The 13,672-nt window shown below is 71.1% G+C and carries 15 protein-coding genes; 8 read left to right on the top strand and 7 right to left on the bottom strand.

Features of this window, described 5'->3' with window-relative positions:
• Positions 1–50: 50 nt before the first annotated feature.
• From AB0M08_RS05110 to AB0M08_RS05085, 6 genes are read right to left on the bottom strand one after another with little or no spacing between them, the layout of a single operon-like run.
• Positions 51–773: an ABC transporter ATP-binding protein gene (locus tag AB0M08_RS05110; RefSeq protein WP_364488628.1), complete on the bottom strand. Its 723-nt coding sequence runs from the start codon at positions 771–773 to the stop codon at positions 51–53.
• Positions 770–2,569, bottom strand: coding sequence for a branched-chain amino acid ABC transporter ATP-binding protein/permease (locus tag AB0M08_RS05105; protein WP_364488625.1), 1,800 nt, complete (start codon positions 2,567–2,569; stop codon positions 770–772). The genes AB0M08_RS05110 and AB0M08_RS05105 overlap by 4 nt, the downstream gene beginning before the upstream one ends.
• Entirely contained in the window at positions 2,566–3,435 is an 870-nt protein-coding gene (locus tag AB0M08_RS05100; protein WP_364488622.1) for a branched-chain amino acid ABC transporter permease, read from the bottom strand. The genes AB0M08_RS05105 and AB0M08_RS05100 overlap by 4 nt, the downstream gene beginning before the upstream one ends.
• Positions 3,436–3,438: 3 nt before the next feature.
• The gene (locus AB0M08_RS05095; RefSeq protein WP_364488619.1) at positions 3,439–4,575 is read right to left on the bottom strand and encodes an ABC transporter substrate-binding protein; all 1,137 of its coding nucleotides are present in this window, start codon (positions 4,573–4,575) and stop codon (positions 3,439–3,441) included.
• Positions 4,576–4,579: 4 nt separating this feature from the next.
• Positions 4,580–5,380, bottom strand: coding sequence for a sugar phosphate isomerase/epimerase family protein (locus AB0M08_RS05090; protein ID WP_364488616.1), 801 nt, complete (start codon positions 5,378–5,380; stop codon positions 4,580–4,582).
• Complete coding sequence (locus AB0M08_RS05085) at positions 5,373–6,212, bottom strand: shikimate dehydrogenase (RefSeq protein WP_364488613.1); 840 nt, start codon at positions 6,210–6,212, stop codon at positions 5,373–5,375. The genes AB0M08_RS05090 and AB0M08_RS05085 overlap by 8 nt, the downstream gene beginning before the upstream one ends.
• A gap of 77 nt (positions 6,213–6,289) precedes the next feature.
• On the opposite strand from AB0M08_RS05085, the gene AB0M08_RS05080 reads away from it, so the two are divergent.
• Together AB0M08_RS05080 and AB0M08_RS05075 are read left to right on the top strand one after the other, a co-directional pair.
• The gene (locus AB0M08_RS05080) at positions 6,290–6,928 is read left to right on the top strand and encodes a TetR/AcrR family transcriptional regulator (RefSeq protein ID WP_364488610.1); all 639 of its coding nucleotides are present in this window, start codon (positions 6,290–6,292) and stop codon (positions 6,926–6,928) included.
• Positions 6,929–6,937: 9 nt separating this feature from the next.
• A complete protein-coding gene (locus AB0M08_RS05075; RefSeq protein ID WP_364488607.1) occupies positions 6,938–7,285 on the top strand; it encodes an L-rhamnose mutarotase in 348 nt (115 codons plus the stop codon).
• Positions 7,286–7,399: 114 nt separating this feature from the next.
• On the opposite strand, the gene AB0M08_RS05070 is transcribed toward AB0M08_RS05075, so the two are convergent.
• Positions 7,400–7,993, bottom strand: a complete 594-nt coding sequence (locus AB0M08_RS05070; protein ID WP_364488604.1) for a helix-turn-helix domain-containing protein — start codon at positions 7,991–7,993, stop codon at positions 7,400–7,402.
• A 171-nt stretch (positions 7,994–8,164) separates the two neighbouring features.
• On the opposite strand from AB0M08_RS05070, the gene AB0M08_RS05065 reads away from it, so the two are divergent.
• The 6 genes from AB0M08_RS05065 (at position 8,165) to AB0M08_RS05040 (ending at position 13,618) form a co-directional block, all read left to right on the top strand.
• Entirely contained in the window at positions 8,165–9,226 is a 1,062-nt protein-coding gene (locus AB0M08_RS05065; RefSeq protein ID WP_364488601.1) for a hypothetical protein, read from the top strand.
• The gene (locus tag AB0M08_RS05060) at positions 9,223–10,119 is read left to right on the top strand and encodes a hypothetical protein (protein ID WP_364488598.1); all 897 of its coding nucleotides are present in this window, start codon (positions 9,223–9,225) and stop codon (positions 10,117–10,119) included. Before AB0M08_RS05065 ends, AB0M08_RS05060 begins: the two co-directional genes overlap by 4 nt.
• Positions 10,116–10,742 carry a hypothetical protein gene (locus tag AB0M08_RS05055; protein WP_364488595.1) on the top strand — a complete coding sequence of 209 codons (627 nt, stop codon included), beginning with the start codon at positions 10,116–10,118 and terminating at the stop codon, positions 10,740–10,742. The genes AB0M08_RS05060 and AB0M08_RS05055 overlap by 4 nt, the downstream gene beginning before the upstream one ends.
• Positions 10,739–11,893 carry a hypothetical protein gene (locus AB0M08_RS05050; protein WP_364488592.1) on the top strand — a complete coding sequence of 385 codons (1,155 nt, stop codon included), beginning with the start codon at positions 10,739–10,741 and terminating at the stop codon, positions 11,891–11,893. The genes AB0M08_RS05055 and AB0M08_RS05050 overlap by 4 nt, the downstream gene beginning before the upstream one ends.
• A gap of 95 nt (positions 11,894–11,988) precedes the next feature.
• Positions 11,989–12,651 carry a transcriptional repressor LexA gene (lexA, locus tag AB0M08_RS05045; protein WP_364488590.1) on the top strand — a complete coding sequence of 221 codons (663 nt, stop codon included), beginning with the start codon at positions 11,989–11,991 and terminating at the stop codon, positions 12,649–12,651.
• 274 nt (positions 12,652–12,925) lie between these two features.
• Entirely contained in the window at positions 12,926–13,618 is a 693-nt protein-coding gene (locus AB0M08_RS05040; RefSeq protein ID WP_364488587.1) for a DedA family protein, read from the top strand.
• The last annotated feature ends 54 nt before the right edge of the window (positions 13,619–13,672 follow it).

The raw sequence follows: 13,672 nt of genomic DNA, 5'->3' as shown, positions 1-13,672 counted from the left end.
GCTTGCGCGCGTCGGCTGCTTCAGGCACCCCTGAGGGCCGGCCAGGAGAGTCAGAGGCCCAGGTAGATCTGGCGGACGCGGGGGTCGTGGCGGAGTGTGGCGGACGGGCCGGTCATGGCCGGGGCGCCGTTCTCCACCACGATGCAGTGGGACGTCGCCTCGAACGTGAGCTTGGCGTTCTGTTCGACCAGGAGCAGGGCCAGGCCCTCGGCGCGCAGGCGCTGGAGGACGGTGAGGATGTCGTCGACCAGCTTCGGGGAGAGGCCCATCGACGGCTCGTCCAGCAGCAGGAGGCGCGGACGGGACATCAGCGCGCGGCCGATGGCGAGCATCTGCTGCTGGCCGCCGGAGAGGGCGCCGGCCAGGCGGTGGCGCATCTCCCGCAGGACCGGGAAGAGCGTGTAGACCTGGTCCAGCGAGGCGAGCGTGTCCGACTTCCACGGGCGGAGGTAGGCGCCGAGCAGCAGGTTCCGTTCGACCGGGAGACCGGGGAAGACGTGCCGGCCCTCGGGCACGTAGCCGACGCCGTGCCGGACCATGTCGCGCGCCGGGACGCGGAGCAGGTCGACGTCGCCGAGGCGCAGTGCGGTGGCCCGGCGCGGGATCAGTCCCATGACGGCCTTCAGCGTGGAGGTCTTCCCGGCGCCGTTGGCGCCGATCACCCCGATGGCCGCGCCGGGTGGCACGGTCAGGTTCATGTCGCGTACGGCGTGGACTCCGCCGTAGTGCACGTGCAGACCGGTCACGGTGAGTCCAGGGCCGGGTGCCGTCATCGGGGGACCTCCGTGGGCAGGTCGTCGCCGGTCATCGAGTCGCCGAGGTAGGCCTCGATCACCGGGGGCGCGAGGGCCACCTCGGCCGGGGTGCCCTCGGCGATGACGCGGCCGCCGGCGAGCACGGTGATCCGGTCGCAGAGGGACATGACCAGGGACATGTTGTGCTCGATGATCACCACGGTGACGCCGGAGTCGCGGATCGCCCGGACCGTGGCGGCCAGCCGGTGCACCTCCTCGCCGTTCAGCCCGGCGGCCGGCTCGTCGAGCAGGAGCAGGCGCGGTGCGGTGGCCATCGCGCGGGCGATCTCCACCCGGCGCTGGGTGCCGTACGGGAGGGATCTCGGCAGTTGGTCGGCGAGCGGGGCCAGATCGTAGGCGGCCAGGAGCTCGGCGGCGCGGCGGTGCAGGACGCGGTCGCGGCGGAGCACGCCGATCGGGGCGAGCAGGTAGCGCCAGGCGGACAGGGTGCGGGTGCGGTCCAGGGCGACCAGCAGGTTCTCCCGGACGGTGAGGTCGCCGAAGAGCCGCAGGTTCTGGAAGGTACGCGCGGTGCCGAGCCGGGAGAGCCGGTACGGCGCGAGCCCGGTGACATCACGCTCGGCGAGGCGGACGCGGCCGGTGGTGGGGCGGTAGAAGCCGCTGATCACGTTGAAGAGGGTGGTCTTGCCGGAGCCGTTCGGGCCGACGACGCCGCGGATCTCGCCGGCGGCGACGGTGAGCGAGACGTCGTCGAGGGCCCGCAGACCGCGGAAGTCCTTGCCGACGCCGGCGATCTCCAACAGGACGGGGCCCGGGGAGAGGTCTGCCGGAGGGGGCGCCGCCTCTTGAGTGGACGGGGTGATGGGTGGCGCGTACGGGAAGAGGAAGCGGAAGAACGGGACGAAGCGGGACCACCGGCGGGGTAGGCCGGCGAGGCCCGTAGGGGCGAAGACGACGGTGAGGACGACGACCGTGCCGTACGCGATCTGGGCGTAGGTGGGGTAGTCGATCAGGAGCTCGCGGAGCAGGGAGAGGACGATCGCGCCGGTGACGCAGCCGAGCAGGCTCTGCCGGCCGCCGATGATGACCATGGCGAGGAGCAGGAACATGGTGGCGATGCCGAACGACTCCGGGGCCACGTAGCGGATCAGGCCGGCGTAGAGGATGCCGGCGACGCCGCCGTAGACGCCGGCCAGCAGGAACGCGGTCATCCGCAGGACCGGGACGTCGGCGCCGAGCGCGCCGGCGGCGAGGGCGTCGTCGCGCATGGCACGCAGGCGGCGGCCCAGGGAGGTACGCACCACGAAGAGCCCGAAGGCGAGCCCGAGTCCGAAGACGATCAGCTCGAGGTAGTAGTAGAGGTACTCGTTGGAGAGGTCGGCACCGGGGAACGTGGGTGCCGGGATGCCGGGGATGCCCTCGGCGCCGCCGGCGATCTCCGCGTTGGTGACCCAGTTGGTGAAGGCGAGCGCCAGGCCGAGCGTGACGATGCCCAGGTAGTGCGACTGGACGCGGAGCGCGGGGGTGCTGACCAGCAGGCCGATCGCGGCGCTGGCCAGCACGGCGATCCCTGCGGCGAGCCAGAAGCCCAGGCCGGCCCGGGTGGTCAGGATCGCGGTGACGTACGCGCCGACACCGAAGAACGCGATCTGCGCGAGGTTGACCTGACCGCCTATGCCCATGGCGAGCCCGAGCCCGACCGCGAGCAGGCAGAAGATCAGCACGATGTCGGCGACGTGGACGGCGTAGGAGTCGAGGCCGTACGGGAGGAGCCAGGCCGCTCCCGCGGCGCCGATCAGAAGGGCGGTCCTCATGCCCGGTTCACCGTCCGCTCGCCGAAGACGCCGGTCGGCCGGATCATGATGATCGCGGTGAAGAGCAGGAACGTGACCAGTTCGGAGTAGCCCTGGAAGTGACCGGCGGTGAACGCGTCGAGCAGGCCGATGGCGAGCCCGCCGAGGATCGCGCCGGGCAGGCTGCCGAAGCCGCCGAGGATGGCCGCGGCGAAGCCCTTGATGCCGAGGGCGCCGCCGAGCGCCGGGCTGACGTAGAGCAGCGGGCCGACCAGTCCACCGGCGAGCGCGGCGAGCCCGGCACCGATCATGAAGGCGATCGCGTTGCTCCGGCCGACGTGGATGCCGACCGCGGTGGCGGCCTCGTGGTCCATCGCGACCGCCTGCATCGCGGCGCCGCGCTTGGTCCGGGACAGGAAGAGCACCAGCAGGGTGGTCGCGACGGCGGCGATCAGGAGGACCACCAGGTCGTACGTGCGGATCCGCAGGCCGAAGAGGTCGATCGGCCGGACCGGCACCGGGTTGGGTACGGCGCGGCCGGTGGCGCCCCAGATCATGATGACCAGCGCGTCCAGCACGATGCCGAAGCCGATGGTGCCGATCAGCATCAGGTCGAAGTCCCGGTTCTCCAGCGGGCGCAGCACCCGCTCGATGACCAGGCCGATCAGCCCGGTGACGCCGATCGCGAGCAGCATGGCCAGGGCGAACGGAAGCCGGCTGGTCAGGAAGAACGTGGACGCCAGGTAGGCGCCCACCGTCACCACGTTGCCGTGCGCGAAGTTGACCAGGCCCATGGTCCGGTAGACCAGGGAGAAGCCGAGGGCGACCAGGGCGTACACCGCGCCGAGGCTGATCCCGCCGGCCACGGTCTGGAGGAAGACCTGCATCGGTCAGCCGCCCGCCGCGACGAGCTTGCCGTCCTTGATCGTGCCGATCGCGGTGGCGAAGATGCCGACCCCGGTCCGGTCGTAGGCGAAGTCGCCGAGCAGACCCTGGTACGTCGTGGCCCGGATGGCGTCGGCGAGCGGCCTGCCGGTGGCGGCGTCGCTGGTCTTCAGGGCGGTGAGCAGGATCTGGGTGCCGTCGTACGCCTTCGCGCCGTGCAGTTCGGCCGCCTCGTTGTATTTAGCCTGGTAGGCGGCGGCGAACTTCTTCGACGCGTCGCTGACGTCGTTGCTCAGGTACGGCGAGCTGACGATGGTGCCCTCGGCGTTCGCCGCCCCGGCGGTGTCCAGGAAGACCGGGGTGCCCTGCGGCGCGGCGCCGGCGAACGGGACGGTGATGCCGAGGTCACGGGCCTGCTTGACGATCAGCCCTGACTCCACCTCCTCGGCGCCGAGGAAGATCAGCTCGGGGTTCTTCTGGCGGATCGTGGTGAGGGCGGCGCTGAAGTCCTTCTGATCGGCGGTCACCACCTGGTCGGTCAGCGGGGTGACGCCCCGTGTCGTCAGCGCCTTCAGGAACGCGTCGTGCTCGCCCTTGCCGTACGACCCGTTGTTGGTGATCATCGCGATCTTCCTGATGCCCTGCCGGTCGACGACGTGCCCGGCGAGCGTCTCGTCGTACGTGGTGCTGGTCGGGCCGTTCAGGAAGAGGAACTCGGAGCCGACCGCGACCAGGCCCGGTGACTGGCCGGAGGTGATGTTCGGGATCTCGGCCTGCTTCAGCGCCGGGGCCATGGCGATGGTGACGGCGCTCTCCGCGGTGCCGATCATCGCGATGTAGCCCTCGCTGTCGATCTTCCGGGCCAGGTTGGTGCCGACGGTGGGGTCGCCCTGGTCGTCGAAGACGTCGAGCTGGATCCGCCGGCCGTCGATGCCGCCGGCGGCGTTCCACTCGTCGACGGCGAGCCGGGCGCCCTTCAGTTCCCAGGCGCCGAGCGAGCTGAGCTGGCCGCTCTGCGCGTCGACCACCGCGATCTTGATCGGGCCGGAGGTGTCGGATTCATCGTCGTTACTCGATCCGGGGGCGCTGCAACCTGCCGCCAGGACGAGAACGCAGAGGACGGTAAACGGATGACGGGACACGGGTTCACCTCGCAGAGAGCGTCGATTCCAGGGCGATCAGCGAGCGCAGGGCTTCGGTGGCGGTGCGCCCGGTGATGTCGTTGAAGATCTCCAGGGAGAGCGGGCCGGGGTAGCCGGTGGCCAGTACGTGACCGAGAAAGGTCGTCAGGTCGAAGTCGCCCCGGCCGGGGAGGCGGCGGTGGTGACGGCTCCACTGCAGGAGGTCCAGCGTCAGCCGGGGCGCGTCGGCGAGCTGCACGAAGAAGAGGCGGTGGCCGGGGATGTCGCGGATGGCGGCCGGGTCGTCGTCCCGGCTCAGTACGTGGAAGCTGTCCAGGCAGACGCCGAGCGCGGGATGAGCGGCCCGGTCGACGATCCGCCAGCCGTGCCGGTAGTCGTTCACCCGCCGTCCCCAGGCCAGCGCCTCGTAGGCGATCCGCATCCCGTGCGCGGCGGCGTGGTCGGCGAGCTCGGCGAGCTGGGCGGCGGTCAGCGCGTCGTCGGCGGGTGCGTCCTGCGCCACGCTGGAGCAGACCAGCAGCAGGTCGGCGCCGAGCTCGGCCATCGTGGCGAACGTCCGCCCGGCCCGGCGCAGGGTGGCCCGCCAGCGATCCGGATCGGTCGTCTCCGCGTCCCGGAACGGCTGGTAGAGGTCGAGGCCGAGGCCGAGCGAGGCCGCCAGCCGCCGGACGCCCGAGGGGGAGAGCGGCCCGTCGAGCAGGTCCGGTTCGAAGATCTCCACGGCGTCGAAACCGGCGCGCGCGGCCGCCGTCAGCCTCCCCTCGAGCGGGCCGTCGAGGGACACGGTCGCTATCGACCTACGCATGGGAGCCGGCCCGGGCGGTCAGCTCGGCGAAGTGCCGGGTCATTCTCGCGATTTCCGGGGTACGGCCGGTGAACAGGCGAAACGCCTCGGCCGCCTGATGCACGACCATGCCCCCGCCGTCGAGCGTCGCGCACCCGGCCTCGCGGGCGGCGCGCAGCAGGGCGGTCTCCAGGGGGCGGTAGACGATGTCGGCGACCCAGAGCCCGGGGTGCAGGAGAGCGGGGTCGAGGGGGAGACCGGGGGTGCCCTCCATGCCGACCGGGGTGGTGTTGACCAGGCCGTCGGCGGTGGCCAGCAGGTCGGGGAGGCGGGCCGGCGGGGCGCTCTCGGCTCCGGCCCGGTGCGCCAGGCGGGCGGCACGGGACTCGTCGACGTCGACGATGGTCAGGCGGGGGGCTCCGCGCCGTACGATCGAGAAGGCGACCGCGGCACCGGCGCCGCCGGCACCCAGCTGGACCACCGAGGAGATCGGGGCGTGCGGCAGGCCCCGGCGCAGACTCTCGGTGAAGCCGTGGCCGTCGGTGTTGTGGCCGATCGCGCGACCGTCCTCGAAGAGCACGGTGTTCACCGCGCCGATCGCGGCGGCCCCGGGGGAGAGCTCGTCGAGGTGCTCGAGGACCCGCTGCTTGCCGGGATGGGTGATGTTGAGTCCCCGGAAGCCGAGCAGCCGGGCGGCGCGGAGCAGCTCGCCCGTGTCGTGGTTCGATCCGGCGACGTCGATCAGCTGGTAGAAATACCGCAGCCCGAGGTGGGTGGCCTCGGCTTCGTGCAGGGCGGGGCTCAGGGAGGTCTGGATGCCGGCGCCGATGAGCCCGATCAGGAAACCGTCCATGGCGGGTCCTCCCGCTAATGTACGAACCAGTACGTTAGTTATCCGGCGTACATCGATGGAAGTCAAGGTGGGAATTCGTGGAACGACGTCGTGACGCCGAGCGGACGAGGGCCGAGATCCTCGCCGTGGCGACCGCGGAGTTCTCGGACCGGGGCTACAACGGGGCCCGGGTCGACGAGATCGCGGCCCGGACCAGCACCACGAAGCGGATGATCTACTACTACTTCGGCGGGAAACGGCAGCTGTACGTGGCCGTGCTGGAGGACGCGTACCGGCGGATCCGCGACGCCGAGCAGCAGGTCAAGGTCGACCACCTGGAGCCGGCCGAGGCGATCCGGCGCATCGCCGAGGTGACCTTCGACCACCACGAGGCGAACCCGGACTTCATCCGCCTCGTGTCGATCGAGAACATCCAGCGCGGCGAGCACGTGGCGACGCTGCCGCATCTCGTGGACCTGAACACGCCGGCGGTGAGCCTGCTGGACGAACTGCTGTCCCGGGGCCGGTCGGCGGGCCTGTTCCGCTCCGATGTGGACGCGGTCGACGTGCACCTGATGATCAGCGCGTTCTGCTTCTTCCGGGTGGCCAACCAGTACACGTTCGGGACGCTGTTCGGGCGGGACCCGCTGGACCCGGCGCGGCGGTCGTTCTACCGCACGATGCTGGCGGACATGGTGGTCGCGTACCTACTGGACCGCGGATCGGCGGCGGTGTAGACATCACCGATGACACATGTGTGCTTCACGTTGCAGGTCGATCCCGCCAAGCTGGACGCGTACCGGGAAGCGCACGCGGCGGTCTGGCCGGAGATGCTGACGGCGCTGCGGGAGACCGGGTGGCGCGACTACCGGCTCTTCCTGCGCCCGGACGGCCTGCTGGTGGGAACCCTGGTGACGGACGACTTCGCGGGCGCCCAGGCGGCGATGGCGCGCACCGAGGTGAACGCCCGCTGGCAGGCGGCGATGGCCGAGTTCTTCCCGGTGCTCGGCGAACTGCGCCCGGACGAGGGCATGCTGGTCCTCGACCAGATCTTCCACCTCGAGGAGCAACTGGACCGCTCCGAACGGGTTTAGCCCGACGGTGCTGTCGGTGGCGGGGAACAAGGCCGGGGACTATGCGGATCATCTTCGACTACGGCGACGACCTTCGACAGATCGCCTGACGACGTATTCCACGGGGCGGTGGGGTCAGCGTTCGGTGAGCAGGAGGTGGCACCAGGAGGCGGTCAGGGCGCGCATGGCCGTGTCGCGGTCGCTGGGCCAGCCGGAGCGGAGCCAGCGGCGGGCCAGGTACTCGAACTGGCCGAAGGCGAGCACGCAGCGCATCTGGCGGGTGGACGGGTCGAAGCGGCCGGCTCGTTCCAAGCCCTTGAGCAGGGCGCTGATGGTCTCGTCGGACCAGGACTCCAGGGCGTTGTTGATCTCTGGGTCGATGGCGGCGGCCTGGTAGGCGGCGGTCAGATGGGCGCGGATGGTGGACCACTGGTCCGCCTTGGTGGTCAGCCAGCGTTCGATCGCCCCCGGGTCGCCGTCGGCGATGACGTCGGCCAGCGGGCACTCCACGGAATCGCCGAGGATGGTCTCGACGTCGGTCATCAGGGCGCGCATCAGCTGGGCCTTGGACGGGAAGTGCAGGTAGAACGTGGTGCGCGTGGTGCCGGCCGCCGCGGCGATCTCGTCGATCGTGGTCGCGGCGTAGCCCCGCTCCTGGAAGAGCGCGAGCGCGTGGTCCAGTAGCAGGCGGCGGGTCATCTGCTTCTGCACCGCGCGGAGATTCGCCACGGAGAACACCATAGACGGGGGTGTCTACCAGCGGCGTCAAGTGGTTGTTTAGCCGTCGGGTGCACCATCTGCCGGTGGGGCCGCAATCTGATCGACATCCCGTACATCGAATCATGTGCACGGAGCGATGTAGGTTGTCCCCGCACGACGACGAGCAGAGGGGGGAGAACCGTGACGACGTTCGTGGAACGGGCACCGGTGGAGGCTCCGGCGGTGACCTTCGCCGCCAGGGAGCGCTGGGTGCTGCTGGTCGCCAGCGCCTGGCTGGTGATCGGGCTTCAGCTGGACGCGTACGCCCACGCCACCACGCCGGAGCTCGAGACGTTCTGGACGCCGTGGCACGGGGTGCTCTACTCGGGCATCGCGGCGTCCGGCTTCACGCTGCTCTGGATCATGAAGTCCCGGCTGCCGAGCATCCCGACCTACCGTGACGTGCTGGCCCTGCCGAACGCGCTGCGCATCCCGATCGCGGGCATGGCGTCGCTGCTGGTCGGCGGCGGGGTGGACACGCTCTGGCACAACATCTTCGGCATCGAGAAGAACCTGGAGATCTTCGTCAGCCCGAGTCACGAGCTGATCATCCTGGGCATGGTGCTGGTCGCGATGGGCCCGGCGCTGATGCTCGCCGCGACCCCCGGCGACCGTACGCTCGGCGTGTCCGGTGGCTTCCTGGTCGCGATCTCGGCGCTCTTCTCGGTGCTGCCGCTGCACATCTACTCGCTGCACGCCTCGGCGCTCGGCATCCGCCACCTGGGCAGCGGCGACCCGGACCCGCTGGTCTTCTCGACCGACGGGCAGCTCGTGCACGGGTACCTCGCGAGCACCGCACTGCTACTGCTCCCGATCGTGATCATCGGCCGCCGCTGGGCGCTGCCGATCGGCCTGCCGACCGCGCTGGTCACGATCCCGGCGCTGCTCATGCACCTGATGTTCGACTCCGAGCGCGCCTGGTGGCCGCAGCTGACCGTGGCGATCGCCGCGCCGATCGTGGAGATGCTGCTCCGGGTCGCCGACGCGCTGGTCACCATCCCGGTGAACGCGGGCTGGATCGTGCTCGGCCTGGTCGCCCCGCCACTGGTCTGGGGCTCGGTGCTGCTCGTCGGGCAGATCCAGGTCGGCACGGTGGGCTGGAACGTGCACATGGTCAGCGGGCTGCTCACCCTCACGGCGTTCGTGGGTGCCGGGACCGTGTTGGTCGCGCGCAGCGTGCAACACCTCCCGCGCGCCGAGTGAGACGCCTGCTCGTCCTGCCGGCCGTCGTCGCCGCGGTGCTGCTGGGCAGTGCGGCGCCGGCGTCCGCGCACGCCGGGGGCCTGGTGGCGACCGATGCGCGCAGCGAGGTCGTGGCGGTGACCCCGGCGGTGCCGGGGCTGACCGTGCGCACCATCGAGGACGGCGCCCGGGTACGGCTGGTCAACCACACCGGCGCCGTGGTCACGGCGCCGGCCGGGGCGGTCCGGCCGGGTGGTGAGCTGATCTGGGTGGAGAGCCGGGTCTCGCCGGTCGGACGGCGTACTGATGGAGATTGGTCTTTTACGCTGGACGCGAACGGGACGCTCGTCACAGTGACGGGTGTCTTCGTCGCCGAGGAGCCGCCCGCGCCGCTGCCGTGGTGGCTCGCGGCGGTCGCGGCGGCGGCCGGGATCCTCCTGCTCGCGCGCCGGATCAAGCGCGGTGACCTGCTGCTCTGCGCCGCCGGGACGGTCGCGGCGGTGGCCTCGATCGTGCACGTGACCGGGTCCACGATGGCCGTCGCGTCGGCGCCGCCGGCCGGTACGTTCCTCAGCGCGGCGGGCATCAACCTCTTGAACTGGCCCCTGATACTCGGAGGGGTGATCGCGGTGTGGCGCGGCCGTCCGGCCGGTGTGCTCGCGGTCTGTGCCGGCGCGGCGCTGACCGCCGTCTTCGTGCTGCCCGACGTCACCTCGTTCCACCGGGCGGTGCTGCCGTTCGCGGGGCCCGCGGTGGTCGAGCGGGTGCTGGTCGTGCTGGCCCTCGGGCTCGGCGCGGGCGTCGCGGTGGCGGGAGCCCGGGTGCTGCGGGCGCTCGCGGAGAACAAGCTCGCGGAGAACAAGCCCGTGGAGAACAAGCCCGTGGAGAACAAGGTCGCGGAGGAGCACGCGTGAGAATTCCGCCCGGCACGTTCTCGGCCCTGCTGATGCTCGGGTCGTCGGTGATGCTGATCCCGCCCACGCTGGGCGCGGCGACCGTGCTCCTCGAGGCGACCACGCTCACCTCGTTCACCGCGGTGCTCGCCTCCGCGGTACTCCTCGTCTCGACCATGCTCTTCGCGGTCTTCGCGCTGCTCGGCGTGCTCGCGCTGACCCGTCCGCGCCCGGTCGCCGAGCAGCCGTCGCTGCCCGCGCCGGTGGTCACCAGCCGTCGCCTGGTGCCCGGGATGGTCGCCGTGCTCGCGCTGCTGGCCGGTTGTGCCCAGCCCGCGCCGTCGCAGGCCGCGGTGCCGGCGCCGTGCGAGTCGGCCGCGCCGAACGCGGTCACCGTCTCGGCCGCGCTGGTCGGCGGCAGGGCGGACCCGTCGCCGCACCGGGTCTCGGTGCCGCTCGGCACCCCGGTTCTGCTCGGGGTGACCTCGGACGCCGCCGTCGACGTCCACGTGCACGGCTACGACCTGGAGTACTCCGTCGAGCCGTCGGCACCGGGCTGCATCCTCTTCGTGGCGGACCGGGCCGGGCTCTTCGACGTCGAGGCGCACCCGGACACGCTGCTGCTCCAGCTCGAGGTGAAGTGACCGTTCTTGCCCACGGGATCGGGAGCTCCTCGGATCTTCCGCTTCCGCTGGATCTCGTCCTGCAGGCCGGGGCGGCGACCGTCGTCGTCTCGTTCCTGATCGCCGCGTTCTGGTGGCGGTCGCCGCGCCTGGCCGGTTCGGTCCCGCGTGCCGTCACCAAGGGATGGCTGCGGTGGCCGGTTCTGGTCATCGCGCTCTACGCCGGCCTCTCGGACGTCTCGGCGTATGCCCTCTTCATCTGGCTCTGGGTCGGCCTGGTCCCGGTCAGCGTCGTGCTCGGGCCGGTCTGGCGGGCGGTCAATCCACTCCGGACGATCTTCGGGCTGCTGGTCCGGCTGGGCCTGCCCGCGCGCGGTCTGCGGCCGAGCGGCTCCCGCGCCGTCTGGCCGGCGGTCGCCGGTCTGACGGCCTTCCTCTGGTTCGAGCTGGTCGCGCCGCATCGGTCGGATCCGCTGGTCGTCAGTTGCGTGATCTCCGCGTACGCCGTGACGCAGCTGACCTGCGCGGCGCTCCGTGGTGAGGAGTGGTTCGCCCGGGGTGACTTCGTCGAGGTGTACTCCGATCTCGCCGGCCGGCTCATCCCGCTCGGGGCACTGGCCGCCCCGCTGCGGCGGGGCGCCGCCGCGTTCGTCGCGGTGTGGTGGGGCTCGACTGTTTTTGATAGCGCGTCGGGTTCGCCGGCATGGGCCGGGTTCGTGCAGCGGGTGGGGTACGCGCCGCTCTGGGCCACGGCGGGGCTGCTGCTGGTCTGCGCGGTGGTCTGGCTGGCCGTACGGTGGACGGCCGGGCGGCTGGACGTGACGGCGTCGCTGATTCCGATCGCGGTCGGGTACACCCTCGCCCACTACCTGTCCCTGCTGATCGTGGAGGGGCCGCGCGGTGTCCTGCTGATGCTTCAGCAGTGGGGCCTGGCGGGCGGGGCGAGCTGGGACGTGGTGCCGATCCCCGGGGTGATCGCCGGTCTGCAGGTGGCGTCCATCCTGGCCGGACACGTGCTCGGGGTGATCGTGGCGCACGACGCGGCGCTGGCGGCGGACGGCTCCGAGGACTCGCCTCGTCCGGTGCTGATCACACTCGCCGACGAGTTGCCTCTGGTGCTGTTCATGATCGGGTGCACCTGGACCGGGCTGTTCCTGCTTTTCGTGCGGTGATATGCCGTGCTTTGTCGGGTATTGCGGATCCCCCGAACGTGCGGTTCTGCTCACGGTTCGTACATCTGATCGAAGCGTGGGGTAAGGTGCTGGCCATGAGCGTCGATGGCGGTGACGATTCACGACCGAGAATCACCCCGAAGCAGGAGCGGATTCTCGGAGTGATCCGCGACTCGGTGCGCGACCGGGGCTACCCGCCGACCGTGCGCGAGATCGGCGCCGCGGTGGGCCTGGTCTCGCCCTCGTCGGTGGCCCACCACCTCAAGGTCCTGGAGCAGCGCGGCCTGCTGCGCCGCCAGCCGCACGGTTCCCGCGCCGTTGACGTCCGCGACGTGTCCGATCTCGATCAGCGCTCGCCCGGGTCGGCCGGTCCGGCCGGTCCGGTCGTGAGCATTCCGGTGCTGGGTGACATCGCGGCCGGTGTCCCGATCCTCGCCGAGCAGAACGTCACCGACCACCTCGCCGTCTCCGCGGGGATGGTCGGCCACGGCACGCTCTTCGCCCTCAACGTCAAGGGTGACTCGATGATCGACGCGGCCATCTGCGACGGCGACGTGGTCATCGTCCGCCAGCAGCCGGTAGCCGAGAACGGCGAGATCGTCGCCGCCATGATCGACGGCGAGGCCACGGTCAAGACCTTCCGCCGCCGCGACGACGGCCACGTGGACCTGATTCCGCAGAACCCGCTCTACCCGGTCATCCCCGGCGACTCCGCCGACATCCTCGGCAAGGTCGTCTCGGTCATCCGCCGCCTCTAGCCGGCGTTCATCGGTGTCTCAGCCGCTCTGAGGGACCCCTGAGCGCTGGTCCGGTTCGGCTGGTCCGGTTCGGCTGGTCGTGAGGGGTGCCTCGAGCGTCTCGAGGCACCCCTCGGCTGGACGTGAGGGGTGCCTCGAGCGTCTCGAGGCACCCCTCACGACCAGCCGAGGGGTGTGGCGGGGAGCGTGTCGGCGGGGCGACGCTCGATGTCTTCGTGGATGTCATGTGGGGGCCGTTCGCGGCTGGGAATCTTCCCGGGACGGGGAGGTGCCGATGTCGCAGTACGTGGATCTGCTGGCCACCGGGCGCTGGGTGCTGGTAGTCGTCCTGGCTGTCGCGTTGCTGGATGTGCTGCTGCCGTTCATCCCCAGCGAGACGATCATCGTGGCCGTCGGGGTCGGTGTGGCGGAGACCGGGCGCCCGATGCTGATCGGGGTGATCCTGGCGGCTGCCGTGGGGGTGGCCGTCGGGGACGGGATCGCGTACCTGATCGGGCGGCGCAGCGGCAGCGCGGTGATCCGGTGGCTACGGCGCGGCCGGCGTGGGGTGGCGATCCACGACTGGGTGCTCGCGGTGATGCGACGGCACGGGGCTCCGCTGATCATTCTCGGACGGTATGTGCCGGGGGTCCGGTCGGCGACGGCGTTCACCGCAGGGGCGGTGGGGTATCCCGTCCGGCGGTACGCCGGGTTCACCGCCGTCGGGGCGTCGCTCTGGGCGGTGCAGAGCGCGCTGCTCGGATACGTCGGCGGGGTGGCGTTCGCGAATCGGCCGCTCGTCGGGTTCGCGGTGGCCTGGCTGGCGACCGGGGCGGTCACGCTGAGTGCGATGGCCGTCCAGCGCCACGCCGGCACGGTGGTTCGGGTGTCAGTCGGCCTGCTGCGGAGACGGCGGGTGAGCGGGACGGGCCGGGGTGTGAACGGCGGGGAGAGACGGTTACGGAACGTAGGGGAATGGGTGGGGTGACGGGAAGTCGACCCCTGGTTGCGTGTCACCGGTGACAGGTGCGACTAACGTTCC

Origin of the sequence: Actinoplanes sp. NPDC051851, assembly GCF_040681165.1 — a bacterium.
Classification (GTDB): Bacteria; Actinomycetota; Actinomycetes; order Mycobacteriales; family Micromonosporaceae; genus Actinoplanes.
The sequence above is the reverse complement of the archived record's forward strand: the minus strand, read 5'-3'. Positions and strand labels throughout refer to the sequence as shown.

Excerpts from the sequence above, each read along its gene's own strand:
- AB0M08_RS05110 (WP_364488628.1), bottom strand. The coding sequence starts at position 773 with ATGACGGCACCCGGCCCTGGACTCACCGTGACCGGTCTGCACGTGCAC.
- AB0M08_RS05075 (WP_364488607.1), top strand. The coding sequence starts at position 6,938 with ATGACACATGTGTGCTTCACGTTGCAGGTCGATCCCGCCAAGCTGGAC.
- AB0M08_RS05100 (WP_364488622.1), bottom strand. The coding sequence starts at position 3,435 with ATGCAGGTCTTCCTCCAGACCGTGGCCGGCGGGATCAGCCTCGGCGCG.
- AB0M08_RS05040 (WP_364488587.1), top strand. The coding sequence starts at position 12,926 with ATGTCGCAGTACGTGGATCTGCTGGCCACCGGGCGCTGGGTGCTGGTA.
- AB0M08_RS05085 (WP_364488613.1), bottom strand. The coding sequence starts at position 6,212 with ATGGACGGTTTCCTGATCGGGCTCATCGGCGCCGGCATCCAGACCTCC.
- lexA (WP_364488590.1), top strand. The coding sequence starts at position 11,989 with ATGAGCGTCGATGGCGGTGACGATTCACGACCGAGAATCACCCCGAAG.
- AB0M08_RS05090 (WP_364488616.1), bottom strand. The coding sequence starts at position 5,380 with ATGCGTAGGTCGATAGCGACCGTGTCCCTCGACGGCCCGCTCGAGGGG.
- AB0M08_RS05105 (WP_364488625.1), bottom strand. The coding sequence starts at position 2,569 with ATGAGGACCGCCCTTCTGATCGGCGCCGCGGGAGCGGCCTGGCTCCTC.